The sequence below is a fragment of the Streptomyces mutabilis genome, assembly GCF_046628145.1.
GTDB lineage: Bacteria > Actinomycetota > Actinomycetes > Streptomycetales > Streptomycetaceae > Streptomyces > Streptomyces mutabilis.
Map to the genome: position 1 here is coordinate 2,291,151 of NZ_CP176874.1, position 20,057 is coordinate 2,311,207.

Annotated in this window: 17 protein-coding genes; 13 read left to right on the forward strand and 4 right to left on the reverse strand. The window is 72.1% G+C overall.

Translation table 11 applies throughout. The features are described from left to right. The first annotated feature begins 120 nt into the window (after positions 1 to 120). Positions 121 to 381: a hypothetical protein gene (locus ACLIN4_RS10175; RefSeq protein WP_043373717.1), complete on the forward strand. Its 261-nt coding sequence runs from the start codon at positions 121 to 123 to the stop codon at positions 379 to 381. A gap of 67 nt (positions 382 to 448) precedes the next feature. On the opposite strand, the gene ACLIN4_RS10180 is transcribed toward ACLIN4_RS10175, so the two are convergent. Next, a complete protein-coding gene (locus ACLIN4_RS10180; protein WP_100049254.1) occupies positions 449 to 757 on the reverse strand; it encodes a hypothetical protein in 309 nt (102 codons plus the stop codon). Between the two features lie 175 nt (positions 758 to 932). Here ACLIN4_RS10180 and ACLIN4_RS10185 point away from each other — a divergent pair, with 175 nt between their 5' ends. The 9 genes from ACLIN4_RS10185 to ACLIN4_RS10225 all read left to right on the forward strand — a co-directional run bounded on the left by ACLIN4_RS10185 (position 933) and on the right by ACLIN4_RS10225 (position 10,216). Continuing rightward, positions 933 to 1,292: an arsenate reductase family protein gene (locus tag ACLIN4_RS10185; RefSeq protein WP_100049253.1), complete on the forward strand. Its 360-nt coding sequence runs from the start codon at positions 933 to 935 to the stop codon at positions 1,290 to 1,292. 133 nt (positions 1,293 to 1,425) lie between these two features. Further along, positions 1,426 to 2,175 carry a hypothetical protein gene (locus tag ACLIN4_RS10190; RefSeq protein WP_107478999.1) on the forward strand — a complete coding sequence of 250 codons (750 nt, stop codon included), beginning with the start codon at positions 1,426 to 1,428 and terminating at the stop codon, positions 2,173 to 2,175. Positions 2,176 to 2,414: 239 nt separating this feature from the next. Beyond that, complete coding sequence (gene glnII / locus ACLIN4_RS10195) at positions 2,415 to 3,446, forward strand: glutamine synthetase (RefSeq protein ID WP_107479000.1); 1,032 nt, start codon at positions 2,415 to 2,417, stop codon at positions 3,444 to 3,446. A gap of 114 nt (positions 3,447 to 3,560) precedes the next feature. After that, on the forward strand, positions 3,561 to 4,490 hold the full coding sequence (locus ACLIN4_RS10200; RefSeq protein ID WP_411575697.1) for a DUF6891 domain-containing protein: 930 nt from the start codon (positions 3,561 to 3,563) through the stop codon (positions 4,488 to 4,490). Positions 4,491 to 4,824: 334 nt separating this feature from the next. Further along, complete coding sequence (locus ACLIN4_RS10205; RefSeq protein ID WP_107479002.1) at positions 4,825 to 5,448, forward strand: winged helix-turn-helix domain-containing protein; 624 nt, start codon at positions 4,825 to 4,827, stop codon at positions 5,446 to 5,448. Between the two features lie 59 nt (positions 5,449 to 5,507). Next, on the forward strand, positions 5,508 to 6,521 hold the full coding sequence (locus ACLIN4_RS10210; RefSeq protein WP_289903679.1) for an SDR family oxidoreductase: 1,014 nt from the start codon (positions 5,508 to 5,510) through the stop codon (positions 6,519 to 6,521). A 154-nt stretch (positions 6,522 to 6,675) separates the two neighbouring features. Next, positions 6,676 to 7,953: a sensor histidine kinase gene (locus ACLIN4_RS10215; protein WP_411575698.1), complete on the forward strand. Its 1,278-nt coding sequence runs from the start codon at positions 6,676 to 6,678 to the stop codon at positions 7,951 to 7,953. Continuing rightward, on the forward strand, positions 7,938 to 8,591 hold the full coding sequence (locus ACLIN4_RS10220) for a LuxR C-terminal-related transcriptional regulator (protein WP_289903676.1): 654 nt from the start codon (positions 7,938 to 7,940) through the stop codon (positions 8,589 to 8,591). The genes ACLIN4_RS10215 and ACLIN4_RS10220 overlap by 16 nt, the downstream gene beginning before the upstream one ends. 134 nt (positions 8,592 to 8,725) lie before the next feature. Further along, complete coding sequence (locus ACLIN4_RS10225; RefSeq protein WP_289903674.1) at positions 8,726 to 10,216, forward strand: DUF1996 domain-containing protein; 1,491 nt, start codon at positions 8,726 to 8,728, stop codon at positions 10,214 to 10,216. Between the two features lie 75 nt (positions 10,217 to 10,291). On the opposite strand, the gene ACLIN4_RS10230 is transcribed toward ACLIN4_RS10225, so the two are convergent. Next, positions 10,292 to 10,741, reverse strand: a complete 450-nt coding sequence (locus ACLIN4_RS10230) for a hypothetical protein (RefSeq protein ID WP_100048473.1) — start codon at positions 10,739 to 10,741, stop codon at positions 10,292 to 10,294. Between the two features lie 161 nt (positions 10,742 to 10,902). Between ACLIN4_RS10230 and ACLIN4_RS10235 the strand changes: the two genes are divergently transcribed. From ACLIN4_RS10235 to ACLIN4_RS10245, 3 genes are all read left to right on the forward strand, one after another. Further along, positions 10,903 to 11,388 carry a tetratricopeptide repeat protein gene (locus ACLIN4_RS10235; RefSeq protein WP_257101756.1) on the forward strand — a complete coding sequence of 162 codons (486 nt, stop codon included), beginning with the start codon at positions 10,903 to 10,905 and terminating at the stop codon, positions 11,386 to 11,388. 44 nt (positions 11,389 to 11,432) lie between these two features. Further along, positions 11,433 to 13,364 carry a hypothetical protein gene (locus tag ACLIN4_RS10240; RefSeq protein WP_381913411.1) on the forward strand — a complete coding sequence of 644 codons (1,932 nt, stop codon included), beginning with the start codon at positions 11,433 to 11,435 and terminating at the stop codon, positions 13,362 to 13,364. Positions 13,365 to 13,436: 72 nt separating this feature from the next. Further along, the gene (locus ACLIN4_RS10245) at positions 13,437 to 14,126 is read left to right on the forward strand and encodes a TetR/AcrR family transcriptional regulator (protein WP_381913409.1); all 690 of its coding nucleotides are present in this window, start codon (positions 13,437 to 13,439) and stop codon (positions 14,124 to 14,126) included. On the opposite strand, the gene ACLIN4_RS10250 is transcribed toward ACLIN4_RS10245, so the two are convergent. Both ACLIN4_RS10250 and pulA read right to left on the reverse strand, forming a co-directional pair. Then, positions 14,123 to 14,479 carry a 5-carboxymethyl-2-hydroxymuconate Delta-isomerase gene (locus ACLIN4_RS10250; RefSeq protein ID WP_381913407.1) on the reverse strand — a complete coding sequence of 119 codons (357 nt, stop codon included), beginning with the start codon at positions 14,477 to 14,479 and terminating at the stop codon, positions 14,123 to 14,125. The two genes, ACLIN4_RS10245 and ACLIN4_RS10250, sit on opposite strands and share 4 nt — an antisense overlap. Positions 14,480 to 14,535: 56 nt before the next feature. Then, entirely contained in the window at positions 14,536 to 19,956 is a 5,421-nt protein-coding gene (gene pulA / locus ACLIN4_RS10255) for a pullulanase-type alpha-1,6-glucosidase (protein WP_411575699.1), read from the reverse strand. Positions 19,957 to 20,057 lie beyond the last annotated feature (101 nt).

The window sequence follows — 20,057 nt, forward strand, 5'->3', positions numbered from 1 at the left end:
CCTGTCCGGCGAGGGCGGGGGCGCTGTCGTCGGCCGGAAAACTTCACACCGGGACCCCGGGGCGGGATCATGTGTACCGACACGGTTGTTCGAGTCGGGGGACGGGGAGAGAGACCGGACATGTCCGAGCGGGACGACGAGGAACGCGAGTTCGACCTGAAGTGGGCGGACGGCGCCGAACAGAAGGAGCCCTCCGCGCGCGCCCGGATGCTCGCCGCCCGGTGGAAGGAGAACCCGCCCGGACCGGTCCCCTTCCGGGCCGATCCCGAGCACGTGGGGTCCCGGCGCCGGTCGTCGTGGGTCTCCACCGCGGTGGTGCTCGGCTGCGTGGCCGCGGTGATCGTCCTGCTGGGGTACATCAACTTCCGGGCGCCCTACTAGGTCGCCCACCGGGCCCTCCGGCCCCGCGACGCCGGGCGCCGAGAAGGAACGGCGCCCGGCGCCCCGCTCACCGCGAGTACCGCATCAACGCCCGCACCATGTGGCACGTCGTGTCCGACGGCGGGTGGACGCCGATGGTCTGCGCGGCGCTGCGTATCCTCTCGTTGCGCGCCTGGTCGGCCAGGTAGACGCCGGAGTCGAGCAGGGCGATGGCGAGCCGCATCGCCTTGAGCCGGCGGTTGTGCGTGATGTACCACTCGCGGGGACGGCCCGCCGGCAGCGGGCGCTTCTCCACGGGCTCGTAGGGCAGGTCGAGCAGGACGGGCCGCTTGGCGGTGGACTGGGTGGGCTTCGGCTTCAGTGCGGCAGCGGGCACGGGCATCCTCCTGTCGCGGTCAGGGCGCCGTCCGGACCTCCCGGCGACACCCTCGAACACTGCTTCTATTTTACTGCCCACCACTGACAAAAGCCCCTGGCCACAAGGGCTTTCGGGGTGACTGTGGCGCACGGGGCGAACGGGTTTCCGCACCCCTCGGGCTACCGTGTGCGGCATGGAGATCTGGATCAATCCGGCCTGTTCGAAGTGCCGCAGCGCGATCAGCCTGCTCGACGCGGAGGGAGCCGACTACACCGTCCGCCGCTACCTGGAGGACGTACCGAGCGAGGACGAGATCCGCGCGGTGCTCACCCGGCTCGGCCTCGAACCCTGGGACATCACCCGCACCCAGGAGGCGGTGGCGAAGGAACTGGGCGTCAAGGACTGGCCCCGTGACGAGGCGTCACGCGACCGGTGGGTCGCGGCGCTCGCCGAGCACCCGAAGCTGATCCAGCGCCCGATCATCACGGCGGACGACGGAACCGCCGTCGTGGGCCGCACCGACGAGGCGGTACGGGACGCCTTGTCCCGTTAGACCGCCGGGCGCCCCCCTGCCGGGGAGCGTTGTGACGCGGGTTACTCGCGCGTATCGGCGTCGCGGCTGAGCAACTCCGTTCGGTATCCCGTACATAGCGGCGTACGCTCCCCTACCTCTTCAGGAGGCGCGCATGTCGCGCAGGAGAACTCTCGGTACGAAGAAGAAGCTCGCGCTCCTGGTCAGTGCCGCGACGGTGGCGGGCGGTGGGGCCTTCGTGATGGCGAACGCCTCGAACGCCGCGCAGACCGACCAGAGCGCGCGGACCAAGGCCGCCCAGGACTCGTCGGTCTGCCAGGGCCTGGCCACCGCGCTCGGCAACAACCAGCGGTTCATCGAGGGCCAGCGGGCCGATCCCGACACGCAGTCGGAGGCCAGGATCGCCAACCGCGAGGCTGTCATCGCGGAGATCGAGCGCAAGCAGGAGGCGTCCGGCTGCGCGGTCGGGGAGTCGGCTCAGGGCTCCCAGGCCGCGCAGCCGCCCGGGGACGGCCAGGACGCCGGTCAGGAAGCAGGCCAGGAAGCGGGGCAGGAAGCGGGTGGCCAGGAGCCCGGCCAGGAAGCGGGCCAAGGGGCCGGTGACCAGGCGGGCGAACAGGCCGGCGACCAGGCGGGAGGGGGTGGCGCCCAGGCCGGTGAGCAGGTGTGCAACGGCTCCACCGTCACCCTCTCCGGCGAAGGCGGTGCACCCGCCGCCTCCAGCAACCAGTTCCCGGTCGGCACCACACTCAAGGTGACCAATCTCGACAACGCCAAGTCGACCACGGTGGAGGTCGCCTCCGTCTCGGGAAGCTGCGTGCTGCTCAACAACGCGGCGTTCGAACAGGTCCGGGAGGAGGGCAAGTTCCTGATCCGGCGGGCGCTGATCGAGAAGGTCGGCTGAGGCCCGGTCCCGGTCCCGGTCCCGCGATGGTCCTGCTGTTGCCCGCGGGGGGGGAGCGGCGGGACCGGGAGCCGGTTTGAGAGACGCGCCACACCGCCCCCAGGTAACACGGGGTTCACAAACGGGCAACGGACGGGAAATCGCCGGTTGGCACGCTGCACAGCAGTAGAGCGGCGCCCCGATGCCGCAGCGCCGCAGCACCCGCAGTGCGCCCAGACCCACCCGAAGGATGTGTCCCCGTGACCTTCAAGGCCGAGTACATCTGGATCGACGGCACCGAGCCGACGGCCAAGCTCCGTTCCAAGACGAAGATCATCACGGACGCCCCCGCCGGCCTGGACGCGCTGCCGATCTGGGGCTTCGACGGCTCCTCCACCAACCAGGCCGAGGGCAGCTCCTCGGACTGCGTGCTCAAGCCGGTCTTCTCCTGCCCCGACCCGATCCGCGGCGGCGACGACATCCTGGTGCTGTGCGAGGTCCTCGACACGGACATGACCCCGCACCCGACCAACACCCGCGCCGCGCTGGCCGAGCTCTCCGAGCGGTTCGCCGCGCAGGAGCCGATCTTCGGCATCGAGCAGGAGTACACCTTCTTCAAGGGCGCCCGCCCGCTCGGCTTCCCCGAGGGCGGCTTCCCCGCGGCTCAGGGCGGCTACTACTGCGGTGTCGGCTCGGACGAGATCTTCGGCCGCGACGTCGTCGAGGCCCACCTGGAGAACTGCCTGAAGGCCGGTCTCGGCATCTCCGGCATCAACGCCGAGGTCATGCCGGGCCAGTGGGAGTTCCAGGTCGGCCCGCTGTCCCCGCTGGAGGTCTCCGACCAGCTGTGGGTGGCCCGCTGGCTGCTCTACCGCACCGCCGAGGACTTCGAGGTCTCCGCCACCCTCGACCCCAAGCCGGTCAAGGGCGACTGGAACGGCGCGGGCGCGCACACCAACTTCTCCACCAAGGCGATGCGCGAGGGCTACGACGCGATCATCACCGCCTGCGAGTCCCTCGGTGAGGGCTCCAAGCCGATGGACCACGTCAAGAACTACGGCGCCGGCATCGACGACCGCCTGACCGGCCTGCACGAGACCGCCCCGTGGAACGAGTACTCCTACGGCGTCTCCGACCGCGGCGCCTCGGTCCGCATCCCGTGGCAGGTCGAGAAGGACGGCAAGGGCTACATCGAGGACCGCCGTCCGAACGCCAACGTCGACCCGTACGTGGTGACCCGCCTGCTCGTCGACACCTGCTGCACCGCGCTGGAGAAGGCCGGCCAGGTCTGATCCCGCCCCGACTCGCGCGAAGGGGCGTCCACCACGACGGTGGGCGCCCCTTAGCGCTGCCGCCGTGACCGGGCTCGTGGTCGCGTTGTCAGTGGTGCCTGGCATCGTGGGGGCATGGAGATCGACGGGGACCTCGCCATCAAGGTCGAGACGGAGAACTGGCAGACGCACGCGCGGATTCCGGCGACCCGGCTGCGCGAACTGGTGGCGCGGATCGGCGGCACCGGCGACCGGTTCCTGGTCGTCCAGCGGATACCGGACATCCCGGATGTGTTCGCGCAGGTGTGGCACGAGGACGGCGGGGACTACCGGCTGGAGTACCGGGCCGCCGAGGACCTGTTCTTCGGAACCGACCTCGACGAGTGCGACCGTGTGGCGGACCTCCTGACCGGCTGGGCACGCCAGGAGCCCGGCTGGGACTCCGGCGTCGACTGGGAGCCGGTCGACCTCGGACCGGAGCAGCACGTCCCCGAACTGCCGGACGAGGTGCGCGAGGACGTCGAGCAGCGGCTGCGGGAGCGGCTGCGCTGCGGTTACGACAGCCGGAAGGTCCTGGTCGAGATCGCCGAGGAGTACCGGGTCGCGGACGCCGAGGACGAGCGGCCGGTGTCGAAGGCCCAGGCCCGGCGGTTGGTGGACCGGCTGTGGCTGGAGCGGCTGGCGGAGCAGGAGGCGTGGGGAGACGAGACCACCGACTGCGACCGGCTCACCCGCGTCTTCGAGACGCTGAACGCGGCCGGCGTCACCGCCCGGGAGAACTTCACCTGTTGCCGCGGCTGCGGCACGGCGGAGATAGGCGCGGAGCGCGAGGGGGCGCGGGGCTTCGTCTTCTTCCACCGGCAGAGCACGGAGGCCGCGGCCGAGGGGTACGGAGTGACCCTGCACTACGGCGGTTTCGACGGCTCCGAGGCCACGACCACCGCGGTCGGGCACGAGGTCGTGGCGGCGTTCACGGCGGCCGGACTGCCCACACAGTGGAACGGCGATCCGGGCACGGCCATCACCGTCACGCCGCTGGACTGGCGCAAACGACTGGTGGGGTGACCGGCAGGGCGTCGAGTTCACGCCAGGAGCGGCGTCCACGCAGTGAGAAGAGGCTCCTGCCGCGGGCCGGTGTCTGCTTCAATGGGCACATGGTCGGCTTCCGGAAGTACGCAGCGACGGGTCGCCATGACCTCGAGCCCTTCTGGCCCTCCCGTCAGCACGACGACTTCGACCGGGTGTGTTGCCGCGCGACGACCGCGCCGGCCCGCTAGAAAGCCGTACCCACCCAGGCCTTCGGCCGGCGCGTCCGACGTACGTCCCGCGACGCGCACGACCACGAACTCGCGCCCGTCGCCCTTCCCGACGAACTCTCGCGCGAAAGAGCTGACGTCTCATGGCGACCACCCGTTCCCTGTCCACCGTCACCCTCGGCTCCCCCGCCTCCGCCGCCGCGCTCCGCGAGGGCGGCGGCCCCCGGCACCGGCTGCGTGCCGTCGACCGCGACGAGGCGGTGGACGTCGCCGGCCTCCTGCCGCCGGGCGCGACCTGGCTGCCCGCTCCCCCGCACGCCCTGCCCTCCCTGCCCGGACGTCCGCCGATGGTCGGTTACCTGGTGCTGGTCCCGGCCGACCAGCAGCCGCCCGTCCCGCCACTGGGCGGGCCCGGCCCGTCCCCCGCCGGCACCCGGGGCGACGCGGACGGCGCCCACGTCCCGGGCGGCGACGACCCGCTCGTACGGATCGACACGGCCCGCCGCACCGCAGCCGTGGCCGGACGTGAACTCAACCTGACCTATCTGGAGTTCGAGCTGCTCGCCCACCTCGTCGCGCACCCCCACCGGGTGCACACCCGCGACCAGCTGGTCACCACCGTGTGGGGGTACGGCCACGTGGGCGACGGACGCACCGTCGACGTGCACGTGGCCAGGCTGCGCCGCAAGCTCGGTGCCGAGCACCGGCGGACGATCCAGACCGTGCGCCGCGTCGGCTACAAGTACACGCCGCCGGCGGGACGCTGACCTCTGCTGTCGGCAGACAGCCGTTCCGCGGACGCATCCGGGCGGGCACAGTGGCGGGTATGAGGCTACTGGTGCTGGGCGGTACGGAGTTCGTGGGGCGGGCCGTGGTGGAGGCGGCCCTCGGACGCGGCTGGGAGGTGACGGTCCTCCACCGCGGGCGGCACGCCCCGCCGCCCGGGGTGCGCGCACTGCACGGCGACCGCACCGCACCCGACGGGCTCGCCGCCCTGGCCGACGGCACGTGGGACGCCGTCGTCGACACCTGGTCGGCGGCGCCCCGCGCGGTGCGGGACTCGGCGCGGCTGCTGCGGGGCCGCGTCGGCCGGTACGTGTACGTGTCGAGCTGCTCGGTGTACGCCTGGGCGCCGCCCGCCGGGTACACCGAGGACGCCCCGCTGGTCGAGGGCGCGTCGGCGGACGCCGGGCAGAGCGACTACGCCCGGGACAAGCGGGGCGCCGAACTGGCCGTCCTGGACGCCTTCGGCGCGGACCGCTCGGTGCTCGTCCGGGCCGGTCTGATCCTCGGCCCGTACGAGAACGTCGGGCGGCTGCCGTGGTGGCTGAACCGCGTCGCCGACGGCGGTCCGGTGCTCGCCCCGGGCCCCCGGGACCTGCCCCTCCAGTACATCGACGTCCGCGACCTCGCCGACTGGATCCTCGGGGCGGTCCGGCGGGAGCTGAGCGGGCCGTACAACCTGATCTCCCCGTCGGGCCACGCCACCATGGGCGCCCTGCTCGAAGCCTGCGCGAGGGTCACCGCGGGCGCGGCGGAGCTGCGCTGGACCGACCCCGAAACCGTCCTCGCCGCCGGGATCGAGCCGTGGACCCAGTTGCCGGTGTGGACGCCGCCGGACAGCGACCTGCACGAGGCGCTGCACCAGGCCGACGTCTCCCGGGCCCTGGCCACGGGCCTGAGCTGCCGCCCGGTCGGCGACACGGTCACCGACACCTGGACCTGGCTGCGGAGCATCGGCGGCACGGCACCCCGGCGCCCGGACCGCCCGCCGGTCGGCCTGGACCCGGAGACGGAGGCGAAGGCCCTCGCCGTCGACCGGGCCCCGGGCGACCGGTAGAGCGCCGCGACCGCACCGCACCGCGGACGCGACCGCACCCGCAGCCGCACCCGCAGCCGCAGCCGCAGCCGCAGCCGGGGGTGTACCTGGCACCACCTCCTGCCCGGGGGCTCGGCCCCGTGACCGGTGCCGTCGGCTCGGCGAGACTGCTGTCATGAGCATCGAGACGAAGAGCGGCACGCGACAGACACGGACCCCGCCGCGGACGCGGAACATGGCGCTGTCGGCCGTGCGGGGACTGGCGCTGACGTTCATCACCCTGCCCGGCGCGGTGCTCTGCTTCTGCCTGACCCTGGTGTCCCTCGCCCTCATCCCGATCGGGATCGGCATCGTCACCACGCCGTACGTGCTGAGCGGCGTGCGGATGTTCGCGGACTGGCGACGGGTGCTCGCCGCCGAGTGGGGAGGCGTCCGCATCCAGCGGGCGTACCGGCCGCTGCCCGAGAACGCCAACCCCTGGGGGCGCACCTTCGGGATGCTCGGTGACCCGGCGACCTGGCGGGACCTCCTGTGGCTGCCGGTCGACATGACCGCGGGCTTCGTCACCGCGTTGCTGGCCTTCGCGCTCCCGCTCTACCCGCTGGAGGGGTTCGCGATCGCGGCGGGTCTGTGGCGGGTCTGGTCCGACGGTTACTGGTACGGCTTCGTGCACGTCACCGACCAGACCTCGGGCCTGTACGCCGCCGCCCTGGGCGCCGTCCTCCTCGTCGCCGCCTACTGGCTGACCCCGCTCCTGCTGACCGCGCACTTCCGGCTCACCGGCGCGGTCCTCGGCTCCAACCAGGTCGAGCTCGCCGAGCGGGTGCGGGTGCTGACCGAGACCCGGCGGGACGCCGTCGACACCTCCGCGGCCGAACTGCGCCGCATCGAGCGCGACCTGCACGACGGGGCCCAGGCCCGGCTGGTCGCCATGGGCATGGACCTCGGCACCATCGAGGCGCTGCTGGAGAAGGACCCGGCGAAGGCCCGGGAGCTGCTCGCCCAGGCCCGCCGGTCCTCCGCCGACGCCCTGACCGAGCTGCGGGAACTGGTGCGGGGCATCCACCCCCCGGTCCTCGCCGAACGCGGCCTGGGAGACGCCGTGCGCGCCCTGGCGCTGCGGCTGCCCGTCACCGTGGAGACCGACGTGGACCTGCCCGGCCGCGCGGAGGCGCCGGTGGAGGCCGCCGCGTACTTCGCGGTCAGCGAGATCCTCACCAACGCCGTCAAGCACTCCGGCGCCGACCGGATCTGGATCGACATGCACCACGCCGAGGGCCGGCTGCGCGTCTCCGTGACCGACAACGGCAAGGGCGGCGCGGTGATCGGCGCGGGGTCCGGACTGGCCGGGGTGGAGCGGCGACTGGGTACATTCGACGGCGTCCTGGCCGTCAGCTCGCCCGCGGGCGGCCCCACCATGGTCACCGTGGAGATCCCTTGCGCGTTGTCCTAGCCGAAGACCTGTTCCTGCTCCGCGACGGGCTGGTCCGGCTCCTTCAGGCCCACGACTTCGAGATCGCCGCGGCCGTCGAGACCGGCCCCGAGCTGTCCCGGGCGCTGGCCGAACTGGAGCCGGACGTCGCCGTCGTCGACGTACGCCTGCCGCCGACGCTCACCGACGAGGGCCTTCAGTGCGCGCTTCAGGCCCGCCGCGAGCGGCCGGGGCTGCCGGTGCTGGTCCTGTCCCAGCACGTGGAGCAGCTGTACGCGCGCGAACTGCTGGCCGACGGCAACGGCGGGGTGGGGTACCTGCTCAAGGACCGGGTCTTCGACGCGGAGCAGTTCGTGGACGCCGTACGGCGGGTGGCGGCGGGCGGTACGGCGATGGACCCGCAGGTCATCCAGCAGCTGCTCAGCCGGCGTGCGGCGGCGGACCGGCCACTGGAGCGGCTCACCCCCCGGGAGCTGGAGGTGCTGGAGCTGATGGCGCAGGGCCGGACCAACGCGGCGATCGCGGGCAAACTGGTCGTCACGGAGCGGGCGATCGCGAAACACACCGCGAACATCTTCGCCAAGCTGGGCCTCGAGGTCTCGGACGACGACAACCGCCGTGTGCTGGCGGTTCTGGCGTATCTGGACCACGGCCGCTGACCTCACCCGCCACACAGGACCCGTCAATTCCGCAGACGGCTGAACACCCCTGGGACGGCCTCCGTATGGAAGGGAGCCGCTTCACTCCTGTCGGGCGCCCTCGATGCCCCGCAAGGAAGTCAAAGAGGAGTTCCATGGGACGCAACACGAGAAAACGCCGTACGCCGCTGGCCGCCAAGGTCGTAGCCGGGGCGGCGGCCCTGGCGGTCGGCGGGGGCGGGCTGGTCTGGGCCAATTTCCATGCCTCGGCGCACGAGGAGGGTCCGGCCCACCATCGGACGAGGTCGGCCGCGGCGCAGGTCGCGACGATCGACTGTCCCGACGTCGGCCAGCAGCTGTCCGGCGTACCGGACCGCGCGCGCGGGGAGGTCGACGGCGAACTGGCCACGATGGACAGCCAGATCACGGAGGCCTACCAGCGCCTCGCCACCACGCGGCGCGCGCAGGCGGGTGATCCTCGGTTCGTCCAGAACACGATCCTCGGCCCGCTGAAGGACCGGCGGAAGGCGATCATCGACCGGATCCAGCTGGAGATCGACCGGGCCGGCGGCCGGGCCGACGACAACCTGGACCAGCTGGCCGGCTGCCAGGGCCGGCCCGCGGAGCAGCCGCAGAACGGGGACGGCCAGAACGGCGACGGCCAGGACGGCGGTCAGAACCAGGACGGCGGTCAGAACCAGGACGACAACGGCAACGGCGCCGCGGGCCCGGTGGCGGACGACTTCATCGACATCAACGACGTCGAGCCGAACTCCCGCGACAGCGAGAACGGTCTGGCCGCCAACGGCGACGGCGGTTCCACCGGCACCTTCACCACGGACTGCGGGGTCAACGAGAACAACCTGTTCAACAGCGACAACCTGATCGCCGCCCCCGGTGTCGACAACGGCGCGCACCACGTGCACGACTACGTCGGCAACCAGGACAACGACGCCTTCTCCAGCGACGAGGACCTGGCGAACGCGGACACCTCGTGCCGGAACCAGGGTGACAGGTCCACGTACTACTGGCCGGTGCTGCGCCTCCAGGACGGTACCGAGGAGTTCGACGCGAACGAGCTGGGCGGCGGTGCCGAGGGCAACGTCGGCCGGATCCTGAAGCCGGCCCAGGCGGAGCTGAAGTTCGTCGGCAACCAGCAGGGCGACGTGGTCGCCATGCCGAAGTTCCTGCGCATCATCACCGGTGACGCCAAGTCCTTCACCAACGGCGACGCCAACGCCAACAGTTCGTGGAGCTGCACCGGCTTCGAGGACCGGCAGGTCACCGACAAGTACCCGCTCTGCCCCGAGGGCAGCCAGGTGGTGCGTACGTCCAACTTCCAGAGCTGCTGGGACGGCCAGAACATCGACAGCGCCAACCACCGGGACCACATGGCGTTCGTCCAGGAGGACGGCGGCTGCCCGAACGGGTTCCAGGCCATCCCCCAGCTCCAGGTCCGCCTGGTGTACGACATCCCCACGCCGACCGTCGAGAACGGCCAGGTGCGCAACCCGTACGCCGTGGACAGCTTCCCGGAGCAGCTGCACAAGCCGATCACCGATCACAACGACTTCATCAACGTCATGGACGAGGACCTCATGAACGAGGTGGTCGACTGCATCAACAGCGGGGAGGACTGCCAGTAGTTCGCGCGACACCCCCACGGGAAGGGCCGGTGACGGAGAACCGTCACCGGCCCTTTGGGCCGTTGGGACCTGTGGTCATCCGCCGTGCCCCGCGTGCCCGTCGTGCTCCCCGCGACCGGCCGAGTGGGTGCCGCCACCGTGCCGCGCGCCCTGCTCCAGGGTGCCGCCGAGCCGGCCGCGCAGGCCGGCCACGACGTCCTGGTGGCCGACGGCCACCCACTTGCGGCCGACGAGGTAGTGACCGCCGTAGTCCTTGGCCGTGTTGATCCATTCGCGCTGGCCGCGATCGGTCGCGAAGGTGACGAGGACGTACTTCTCCTCTCCCTTGCGGCAGATGGCCTGGCGGATGGTGTCGGCGTCGGTCTGCATGTCGGGATCGCACTTCACCTCGGCGGCCAGGTGCTCCAGGCTGCCGGTCGCCGTCTCCGGGACGGCCGCCTCGCCCTTCCCGTCGGAGCCGCAGCCCGTCAGCGCCAGTACCGCCGCCGCTCCGGCCAGCGCGAGCATCGGTCGGGTCAGCCTCATGTGTTCCTCCGGTCCGTTCCGGCGACATGCCGCACGGAGCCCCGGCGAGGGGCTCTCACCGATCGATACGGCCGCGGGGCGCGAACCATTCAGAAATCCCGGTGCCGTCGCGCGTACGCCCGTGCGAGAGTGGCGCCGTGGACCAGGACTGGGAAGACCGCGTGACCGCCGCTTGGGCGACGATCGACGACTACGCCGAGGACGGCGCCGCCGACTTCCGCGCGGTGATCGACGCCCTCGCCGACGAGTTGCCGGCGGACAGCCCCCTCGGCCTGTTCGAGCGGGCCTGCGCCTGGGACTCCACGGGCCACTCCGACCGTGCCGTGCCGCTGTACCGCGAGGCGCTGGAGCGCGGGCTGGGCGAGATCAGCCGCTACAAGGGCCGCCGGGCGAAGATCCAGCTCTCCAGCTCGCTGCGGAACATCGGCGAGCCGGAGGAGGGCGTCAAGCTGCTGTCGCCGGAACTGCTGGCTCCGTCGGACGAGTTGGACGACGCCGTGCGCGCCACGCTCGCCCTGTGCCTGTCGAGCATGGGCCGCGACCGTGAGGGCCTGGCGCTGGTGCTCGGCGCGCTCGCGCCCCATCTGCCGCGCTACCGGCGCTCGATGGCCGCCTACGCGCGGGCGCTGGTGGAACCCGAGGACTGACCTGGGCATGGTGACCATCCACCGATTCGCTCGTTCAGCTGAACGTGCAGTCACAGGATGTCGCCCCGCGCCCCGCACCGTCCTCCGCCTCCGCGACCGACCCGGTCGTCGATGTCGAACAGGCCGAGGCCGCGCTCGTCGAGCACTATCCGCGCCTGGTCCGGCTCGCCTACCTGGTGCTGCCGCCCGGTCTCGGCCGGGGCCGCCGCGTCCTGACCGCACACTCCCTCACCCAGCGCGCCCTGCCCCGGAACCGGACGACGACTCCCGCGATCCCGGCCCAGTCGACCGGCCGCGACGTGGACCCCGGCTACGCGCTGGTCCGCCTGCGCGTCGTCCGTGCGGCGCTGGAGGCCGGCCGCCCGCTCAAGCGGCGTGCGTGGCCCAAGCGGTCCCAGCTGCCGCCGCTGCTGCCCCAGGTGCGGGGCCTCAAGCTCTTCCCGCGCTCGGGCGGCGCCGACGAACTCGCCCTGGACCAGCGCCTGTCCGCCCTCTCCGCACCGGGTCGTGCGGCCTACGTGCTGCGGGGCCTGGAGACGCTCCCCGACGGTGATGTACGGCAGTTGCTCGAAGCCGCCGGAGTCGCCGACGCGGACGCCGCCCTGCGGGAGGCCGACGAGGTGCCCGCGCAGTACGCGCTGCTCACCTCCCCCGAGTTCGACCCCTGCTCCCTCCAGGCCCGGCCGACCGACCTGATGCGTCGCCGCCAGCACACGAGGGCCGCGCTGGTCGCCGGGGCGGCCCTGGTGGTGTGCGGGGCGCTGCTGGGCGTGCCCGGGGACGGCTGGGGGCCGGACAACGCCGCCGCTCCGTCGTACGCGCGGAACCCGGCGGCCGAGGCTGCCCTGGACCCCGCCGGGCTGACGCGCGTCGCGCCCGCCGCCTGGAAGACCTCCGCCCGCACCGACTTCTCGGTGTGGCCGGCGCGCGGCGACCTCACCGGTGACGAGGAGCTGCTCCGCCGGGCCCTCGCCGTGTGGGCGCGGCCGGGCGGGAGCGTGGGGGTCTCGGCGACGCCCGGCACCCCGACCGGCGGCCCGTCCGGCCCGCCCCAGCTGCTGTACGCCGGGACCGTCGACAACGCCCGCGTGGTGATCCTGCACGACGGTCTGCGTCTGGCCCGGTACGCCGAGCCGCAGGACGGCACGGCGGGCGCCGCCCTGGACTTCGCGCGCACCGACGGTGCCGGCCGCTCCGAGGCCGGTGCGGTGGTCCTGGGCCGGGCCGACGGCAACGTCCGCTACCTGACGGCGCCCTGGGTGACGAAGGCGGCCGTGCGGGACCTCGCCGACCCGGACTCCGCCGCCCGCTCCCTGACGCTGACCGACGGTGTGACCTCGCCGCTGACCAGCCCCGTGCAGCAGCAGTCCGGGGCGTGCACGTCCTGGAACGTGCTGGAGCTGACCGACGGCTCGGACACCCGCCTGGCGACCGACCTCGGCGAGCTGGTCCCGGCCCGCCTGACCACGGGCCGCCCCGGCTCGGCGAAGGACGTCTCCGGCGCCGGGGCGCGGGCCGACTGGGCGCCGTACGCCTGCTCGCTCGGCGCAGTGCGCGGGCAGGGCGTGCGGTCGGTGAACGCGTGGCGGTTCGCGACGCAGCCGCTGCCCGACTCCAGCGGCTCGGCGGCCTGGGTGTGCACCCGGGCCGAGACCTGGCGCGGGGGCGGGGCGCGGGTACTGGCCCAGTTCCGCACGCCGGGCGGGACCCAGGGCGCCGTGGCCGCGAAGGCGCAGGACGTGCCGGCGTGCGGCGAGCGCGACCCGCACGTGCTGGCCGGCGTGCTGTGGAAGTCGGAGGGCGGACACTGGTACCTGCTCGCCGCCGGCGACCGCGACACGCGGTCGGTCGAGGCGACGGGCGGCATCAGCGGCTCCGCCGACGGGAACCTGCTGACGGCGAAGGGCGAGCAGGGCGCGCAGGCCGAGCTGAAGGGCACCCTGGACAACGGCCGGTCGATCAGCGGCCTGCGGTAGCCCGGGAGACGCGGAACACCTTTGCCCGATCCGGCCCGTTCGGGGGCCGAATTCGATCGGTAAGGTGTTCGTATGACTACCGGGGCACGCCGCAGAATGGGCGTCGAGGAACGACGGCAGCAGTTGATCGGCGTCGCCCTCGATCTGTTCAGCCGCCGCTCGCCCGACGAGGTCTCCATCGACGAGATAGCGTCGGCCGCGGGCATCTCGCGCCCGCTGGTCTACCACTACTTCCCGGGCAAACTCAGCCTGTACGAGGCCGCGTTGCAGCGCGCGGCGGACGATCTCGCCGCCCGGTTCGTGGAGCCGGCCCAGGGCCCGCTGGGTGCGCGGCTGCTGCGCGTGATGGGCCGCTACTTCGACTTCGTGGACGAGCACGGCCCCGGTTTCTCGGCGCTGATGCGCGGCGGTCCGGCGGTCGGCTCGTCACGGACGAACGCGCTCGTGGCCTCCGTACGGCAGGCCGCGTACGACCAGATCCTCGCGCACCTGGGCGTCAGTGATCCGCCCGCCCGGCTGGAACTGGTCGTCCGTTCCTGGATCTCGCTGGCCGAGTCGACGGCCCTGATCTGGCTGGACGGGCGCCGTATCCCGCGGGCCGAGCTGGAGATCCAGCTCGTGCACGACTTCGCCGCGCTGACGGCGGTGAGCGCCGCCCAGGACGAGGAAATGGGCGCGCTGCTGCGCCGCGTGGTGGCGGACGAGCCGGCCGACGGACCGTTCGTGGACCTGGTCGGCCGGCTGTCCGCGCTGGCCGCCTAGCTCTCGAACTTCCGGTAGGACGGGTCCAGGTCGCGGACCTCTGCCGAGGCGTGCAGGGCGAGGCCGTCGCCGGGCTTCACGTGCTGCCGCAGCAGTTCCAGGACGGCCTCCGTCAGCCGCGCCTTGGTCTCGTCCGTGCGCCCCGCGAGCAGCCCCAGGATGACGTGCACGACGGCGTGCCCCTCGGTGTCGGGGCCCACCGTGGTGTCCTCGGTGCGGCGGAACTGCGTCTTGCAGGCCGGCGGCTTGGCGGCCGCGATCTCGACGACGGCGCCGTGCAGGGCCCGCGCGAAGGCGGGCCGGTCGAAGTCGTCCGCGAGTGAGGCGGAGTAGTCGACGGTGATCTGCGGCATGAGCCCTCCCGTTGCGGTGAACAGCAGGGCTCACCCTAACCGCAGTACCGCGACCGTCAGCCGGCCCGCTCGAACACGGCGACCGTACGGCCCGGCACGGTGAAGGTGCCGGTCTTCGCCGCGTACGCGGACTTCTTCACCACCGGGTCCGCACCCGCCGCCTGCACCGGGTGCAGCCGGTAGCCGGTCCCGGCCGCCGCCTCGATCCGCTGCTCCCGCGGTTCGGGGGTGGCGTTGAAGACGACCACCAGGTCACCGAGGCGCATGGTGATCACGCCGGGCGTCTCGTCCTTCCCGGAGAGCGGGAAGGACAGGCGGGACTGGACCTGCTGGGCAGTGGCGAGGGAGAAGTCCCGCTCGCTCGTGCGGATCTTCAGCAGGTCCCGGTAGGCCGCCGAGGCGCCGGTGATCTGCGGGCAGCCGACCTCGACCGTGCCGAGCAGGGGCTTGGCGTACGGCCACTTGTCCCGGTTGTCGGCGGCCGGGGGCAGGCCGCGGCCGAAGCCGTTGCCGCCGGCGCAGTTCCAGTGGACGGCGTTGAACCAGTCGCCGCTGTCGTAGGAGTTGCGGTCCAGCGACTTGGAGCGCAGCAGGTCGGTGCCGGCCTGGGAGAGCGCCGGCCCCTGGGAGAGGGCGGCGGTGGCCATGGCGAGGACCTGCATGCGGGCCCGGTCGTCCGCGGTCGCCGAGGCGGGCAGCTTGAAGGCGAGGGCGTCGAACAGGGTCTCGTTGTCGTGCGCGTCGGCGTAGGCGAGGGCGTCGCCCGGTGCAGCCGCGTATCCGGCGGGGGCGCCGTTGTAGTCGACCTCGGAGCCCTTGACCTCCTTGCCGTCGGTGTCCGTGAAGGTGTAGCCGGCGAGGTTGCCGGTCAGGCCGACCTTGATCAGGTCCTGATAGTGCAGGAGGCGGGCCTTCTGCTCGGCCTCGCTGCCGTTGGCCTTCGAGCCGTTGGGCTCGGTGTAGAGGCCGGAGGCGAAGCCCTGGACGCCCGGGTCCTCGTCGAAGGGGCCGCCGCCGCGCACGGCGTCACGGGCCCGGTCGGAGAAGGTCGCGATGCCGGTGCCGGCCATGTTCTTCTGGGTGGCCTGCGTGAAGCGGGCGTCGTCGGCGACCTCGCCGAAGTTCCAGCCCTCGCCGTACAGGATGATCTTCTTGCCGTCGACGCCGTCCTTCTCCAGGGTCAGCGCGTCCAGCGCCTCGCGGACCGCGAGGATGTTCTCCTTCGGGTGGTGGCCCATGAGGTCGAAGCGGAAGCCGTCGACCTTGTACTCCTTGGCCCAGGTGACGACCGAGTCGACGACGAGCTTGCCCATCATGGCGTTCTCGGTGGCGGTGTTGGCGCAGCAGGTGCTGTTCGCCACCGAGCCGTCGGGCAGGAGCCGCTGGTAGTAGCCGGGGACGATCCGGTCGAGGACGCTGGTCTTCGCCTGGCCGCTGGCCGCCGTGTGGTTGTAGACGACGTCCATGACGACGCGCAGGCCGTCGTCGTTCAGCGCCTTGACCATCTCGCGGAACTCGACCGTGCGGGCGGTGCCGTCCGGGTCGGTGGCGTAGGAGCCCTCGGGGACCGTGTAGTGGTAGGGGTCGTAGCCCCAGTTGTAGGCGTCCTTCGCCGCCGCCTTCGCCACGCACTCCTGCTGCTTGTCGGAGTCGGCCGGGAGCGCGGCGAGGTCGCAGTCGACGGTGGCCTGGTCGGACTTGCGCTCGGGGATGGTGGCGATGTCGAAGGCCGGCAGCAGGTGCACGTACGACGTGCCGGCCTCGGCCAGCTCGCGCAGGTGCTTCGAGCCGTCGCTCTTCTTGTCGGTGAAGGCGAGGTAGGTGCCCTTGTGGTCCGGGTCCGCCGTGCGGTCCGCGACGGAGAAGTCGCGGATGTGCAGCTCCTGGATCTGGGCGTCCCTGAGCGGCACGGCCGCGGGCTTGCGGTAGCTGTCCCATCCGCGCGGGGCGAGCGAGCGGTCGTCCAGGTCGACGACGAGGCTGCGCTCGGAGTCGGTGGTCAGGGCGAGCGAGTAGGGGTCGGTGACCTTGTTGGTGACGACCTTCCCGGCTTCGGGGGCCCACACCTTGACGGCGTAGCGGTAGGACTGGCCCTTCCAGGAGCGGGGGCCGGTGACGGACCAGACGCCGGTGTCGTCGTCGCGGCGCATCCGGACCGTGCGGTCGCCGATCTCCAGCTTCACGTCCTGTGCGGTCGGCGCCCACACGGAGAGGGTGGGGCGGCCGTGGCGGAAGACCGGACCGAGGTCGGCCTTCGTCGCGTCGGCGGCGTAGAGGTCGTCCAGTACGCCGGCGGTCTGCACGCCGGTCGCCGCGAGGACGGCACCGTTGGCGGCGCGCTGAGAGGCGACGACCTGACCGCGCAGGGCCTCGCGGACCCGGTCGCGGTCGCGCGGGTCGACGGACCAGGCGGTGTACTCCTTGAGGTGCGGGAACTTCGCCTTCTGGGCGTCGGTGAGGGTGGTCTTGGTCAGGCGGAGCCAGGTGGTCTCCTCGCCGCCGGTCGTCAGTCTGCCGTCCTCGGCCTTGATCGAGCCGTCGCGGGAGGCGAGCAGCTGGGTGGAGGCGGCGCCTGCGGAGCCGTTCCAGGCGACGGTGTTCCGGTCGATCCAGACGGCCTCGGCGGTGGTGAGGTCGACGGCCGCCGCCGAACCGGCCGGCTGCGGCAGCAGGTACTCCTTCTCCCCGCTCACCAGCCACACCTCGTGTCCCTTGGCCTTGAGGTCCAGGGCCTGGTCGGTGGGCAGGTCCTTCTCGTCGCCCTTGTGGACGATGTAGCTGAGGCTGGTGGCACCCTCGGTGAGGGGTACTTCGAAGACCGCGCCATAGGAATCAGTCTTGACCGGCGTCAGCGGCTTCGACCAGTCGGTGGGGTTCGCGGCACCGCCCCAGACGTGCAGGCCCCAGCCGTCGTAGTTCCCGTCGGCGCGGTGGTAGTGCAGGACGGCCTTGGTGGTGTCCTGGGCCGGGTACTCGGGCCGCTCCGTGACGACCTGCTCCTTGCCCTGCTCGATCCACACCTCACCCGTCCGGGTGACGTCGATGGTGCGGTCGGCGGCGACGTCCTTGTCGCCGTCCTTGTCGATGACGAGGAAGCCGACGTTCGACGCGCCGGGCTCGAGCTTGACGTAGGCGAAGGCGCCGTAGGCGTCACGTCCGATGAAGGGGTGGCTCTTGGGCCACTCGGTGGCCTCCCCCTCGGCCAGGTCGCCCCAGGCGTACAGGCCCCAGTCGTCGTAGTTCCCGTCCTCGCGCTTGTAGTGGACGATCGCGTAGTCGCGGGAGGCGGCGGCGGGGGGCTGTTCGGCGGGCGGGGTGCCCGTGGCCGAGGCTGCCGTGTCGCTCGCCGTGCGGCCCGACGAGTCGACGACGACCGCCTTGTAGCGCAGGGCGGTGCCCGCGGGTGTGTCCCCGGCGACGGTGTGGGTGACCTTGTAGGGGGCGTGGTCGGCGGAGCCGAGGGTGCGCCACTTGCCGTCGCCGGTCTGGGCGGCGAAGACGACGCGGTTGAGCTGCCCGCCGGTGACGTCGGCGGTCAGCTCGACGGTGCCGGTGGCGCCGGGCTCGGGGGCCGTGAGGGTGACGGCGGGCTCGGTCGCGGGCTCGGCGAGGCGACCGGCGGCCTTGAGGACGATCGCCGACCCGGCGGGGACGGTGACCGTGACCTTTTTGTCGGCGCCGGACTTCACGTCCTGGTCGGTGCCGTGGATGCCGTGGAAGGTCATGTCGGCGGAGCCGGTCGCGAAGGTCGCCGTCTTGGCCTCGTCGGCGTTGTTGAAGGCGACGACGTACTCGGTGCCGCGCTCGGCGTCCGTGCGGGAGAAGGCGTAGACGCCGGCGCCGTCGGCCGCGTACCGCTCGGTCTGGACCCCGTCGGCGAGGGCGGGGTGGGCCTTGCGGAGTTTCGCCAGGGCGCTGATCTGCCGGTACAGGGGCGCGCCCGTGTCGTAGGCGTCCTCGGCGTGGGTGCGGTCGGTGCCGAGCTGGTCGTCGTCGAGATAGTCGGCGGTACGGGAGGCGAACATGGTCTGGCGGGCGTCCTTGTCGCCGCCCGCGCCGGTGAAGCCCTGCTCGTCGCCGTAGTAGATGACCGGGTTGCCGCGGCCGAGGAACATCAGCTCGTTGGCGAGCCGGGCCTTCTTCAGCAGCTCGGCGTCGCCGGCCTCGGGGTCGTCCTGCTTGAGGAAGGTGCCGAAGCGGCCCATGTCGTGGTTGCCGAGGAAGGTGACCTGTTCGTAGGCGTTGGCCTTGTCGGTCGTGTACTTCCAGTCGTCACCGTAGACGGCGGCGAGCTTCTGGGCGCTGCCGCCCTGGGAGGCGTAGGCGCGGGCCGCGTCCTGGAAGGGGAAGTCCAGCGTGGAGTCCAGGCGGCCCTGGGTGACGTACGGGGAGGTGACGGAGGTGTCGGCGGAGTAGACCTCGCCGAACATGAAGAAGTCGTCCCGGCCCTTCTTGGCCGCGTAGGCGTCCAGCGCGGTGGCCCACTGGGTCCAGAACTCCATGTTGACGTGCTTCACGGTGTCGATGCGGAAGCCGTCGATGTCGAAGTCCTTGACCCACCGCTGGTAGATCTTCTCCATGCCGCTGACGACCTCGGGACGCTCGGTCCACAGGTCGTCCAGGCCGGAGAAGTCGCCGTACGTGGTCGACTCGCCGGCCCAGGTGGAGTCGCCCCGGTTGTGGTACATCGCCGGGTCGTTGAGCCAGGACGGGACCTTGAGCCCGCGCTTGTCGGCGGGGACGGTCGGCGTGCGCGGGAAGGAGCCGGAGTCCACGCGGGGGAAGCGGCGCTCGCCGTCCGCGTAGTCGGCGTCGTCGAAGGGCTCGCCGTCCTTCGTCAGGTACGGGAAGGCGCCCTTGGAGAGGTAGTCGTAGGACTTCTCCTCGTAGTCGACGACGTCGGCGGTGTGGTTGGTGATGACGTCGAAGAAGACCTTCATGCCCTTGGCGTGCGCCTTGGAGATGAGGTCCTTCAGGTCCTGGTTGGTGCCGAAGTGCGGGTCGACCTGGGTGAAGTCGGTGATCCAGTAGCCGTGGTAGCCGGCGGAGGCGTTCTCGCCGGTGCCCTGCACGGGCTGGTTCTTGAAGATGGGCGCCATCCAGATGGCGGTGGTGCCCAGGCCCTTGATGTAGTCGAGCTTCCGGGTGATGCCCTTGAGGTCGCCGCCCTGGTAGAAGCCCTTGTCGGTGGGGTCGTAGCCGGTGCTGAGGCGGCTGCCGGTCAGACCGCCCTTGTCGTTGCCGGTGTCGCCGTTGGCGAAGCGGTCCGGCAGGACGAAGTAGAACTGCTCGCGGGTGAGGTCGTGACGGGCCTCGGCCTTGGCGAGCTTCGCGTCCGACGGGGGCGGGGGCGGGGCGTCGGCCCGCGCGGCGAGGGGCGGGAGGAGGGCTGCGGCGAGCGCGGCCACGGTGACGGCCGCGACCCGTCTCGCTCGTGCGGTACGGCGCGCGACAGGCACCGGCCTTCTCGGTATCACGGCGTGAGCTCCTTGCGATGACGGCTCGATCGGGTCCGACCCCGGCGAGACGGTAACGCTGCCGCAAGAGTTGCGGCAAGGGTCGTGAAAGCAACGGAAAG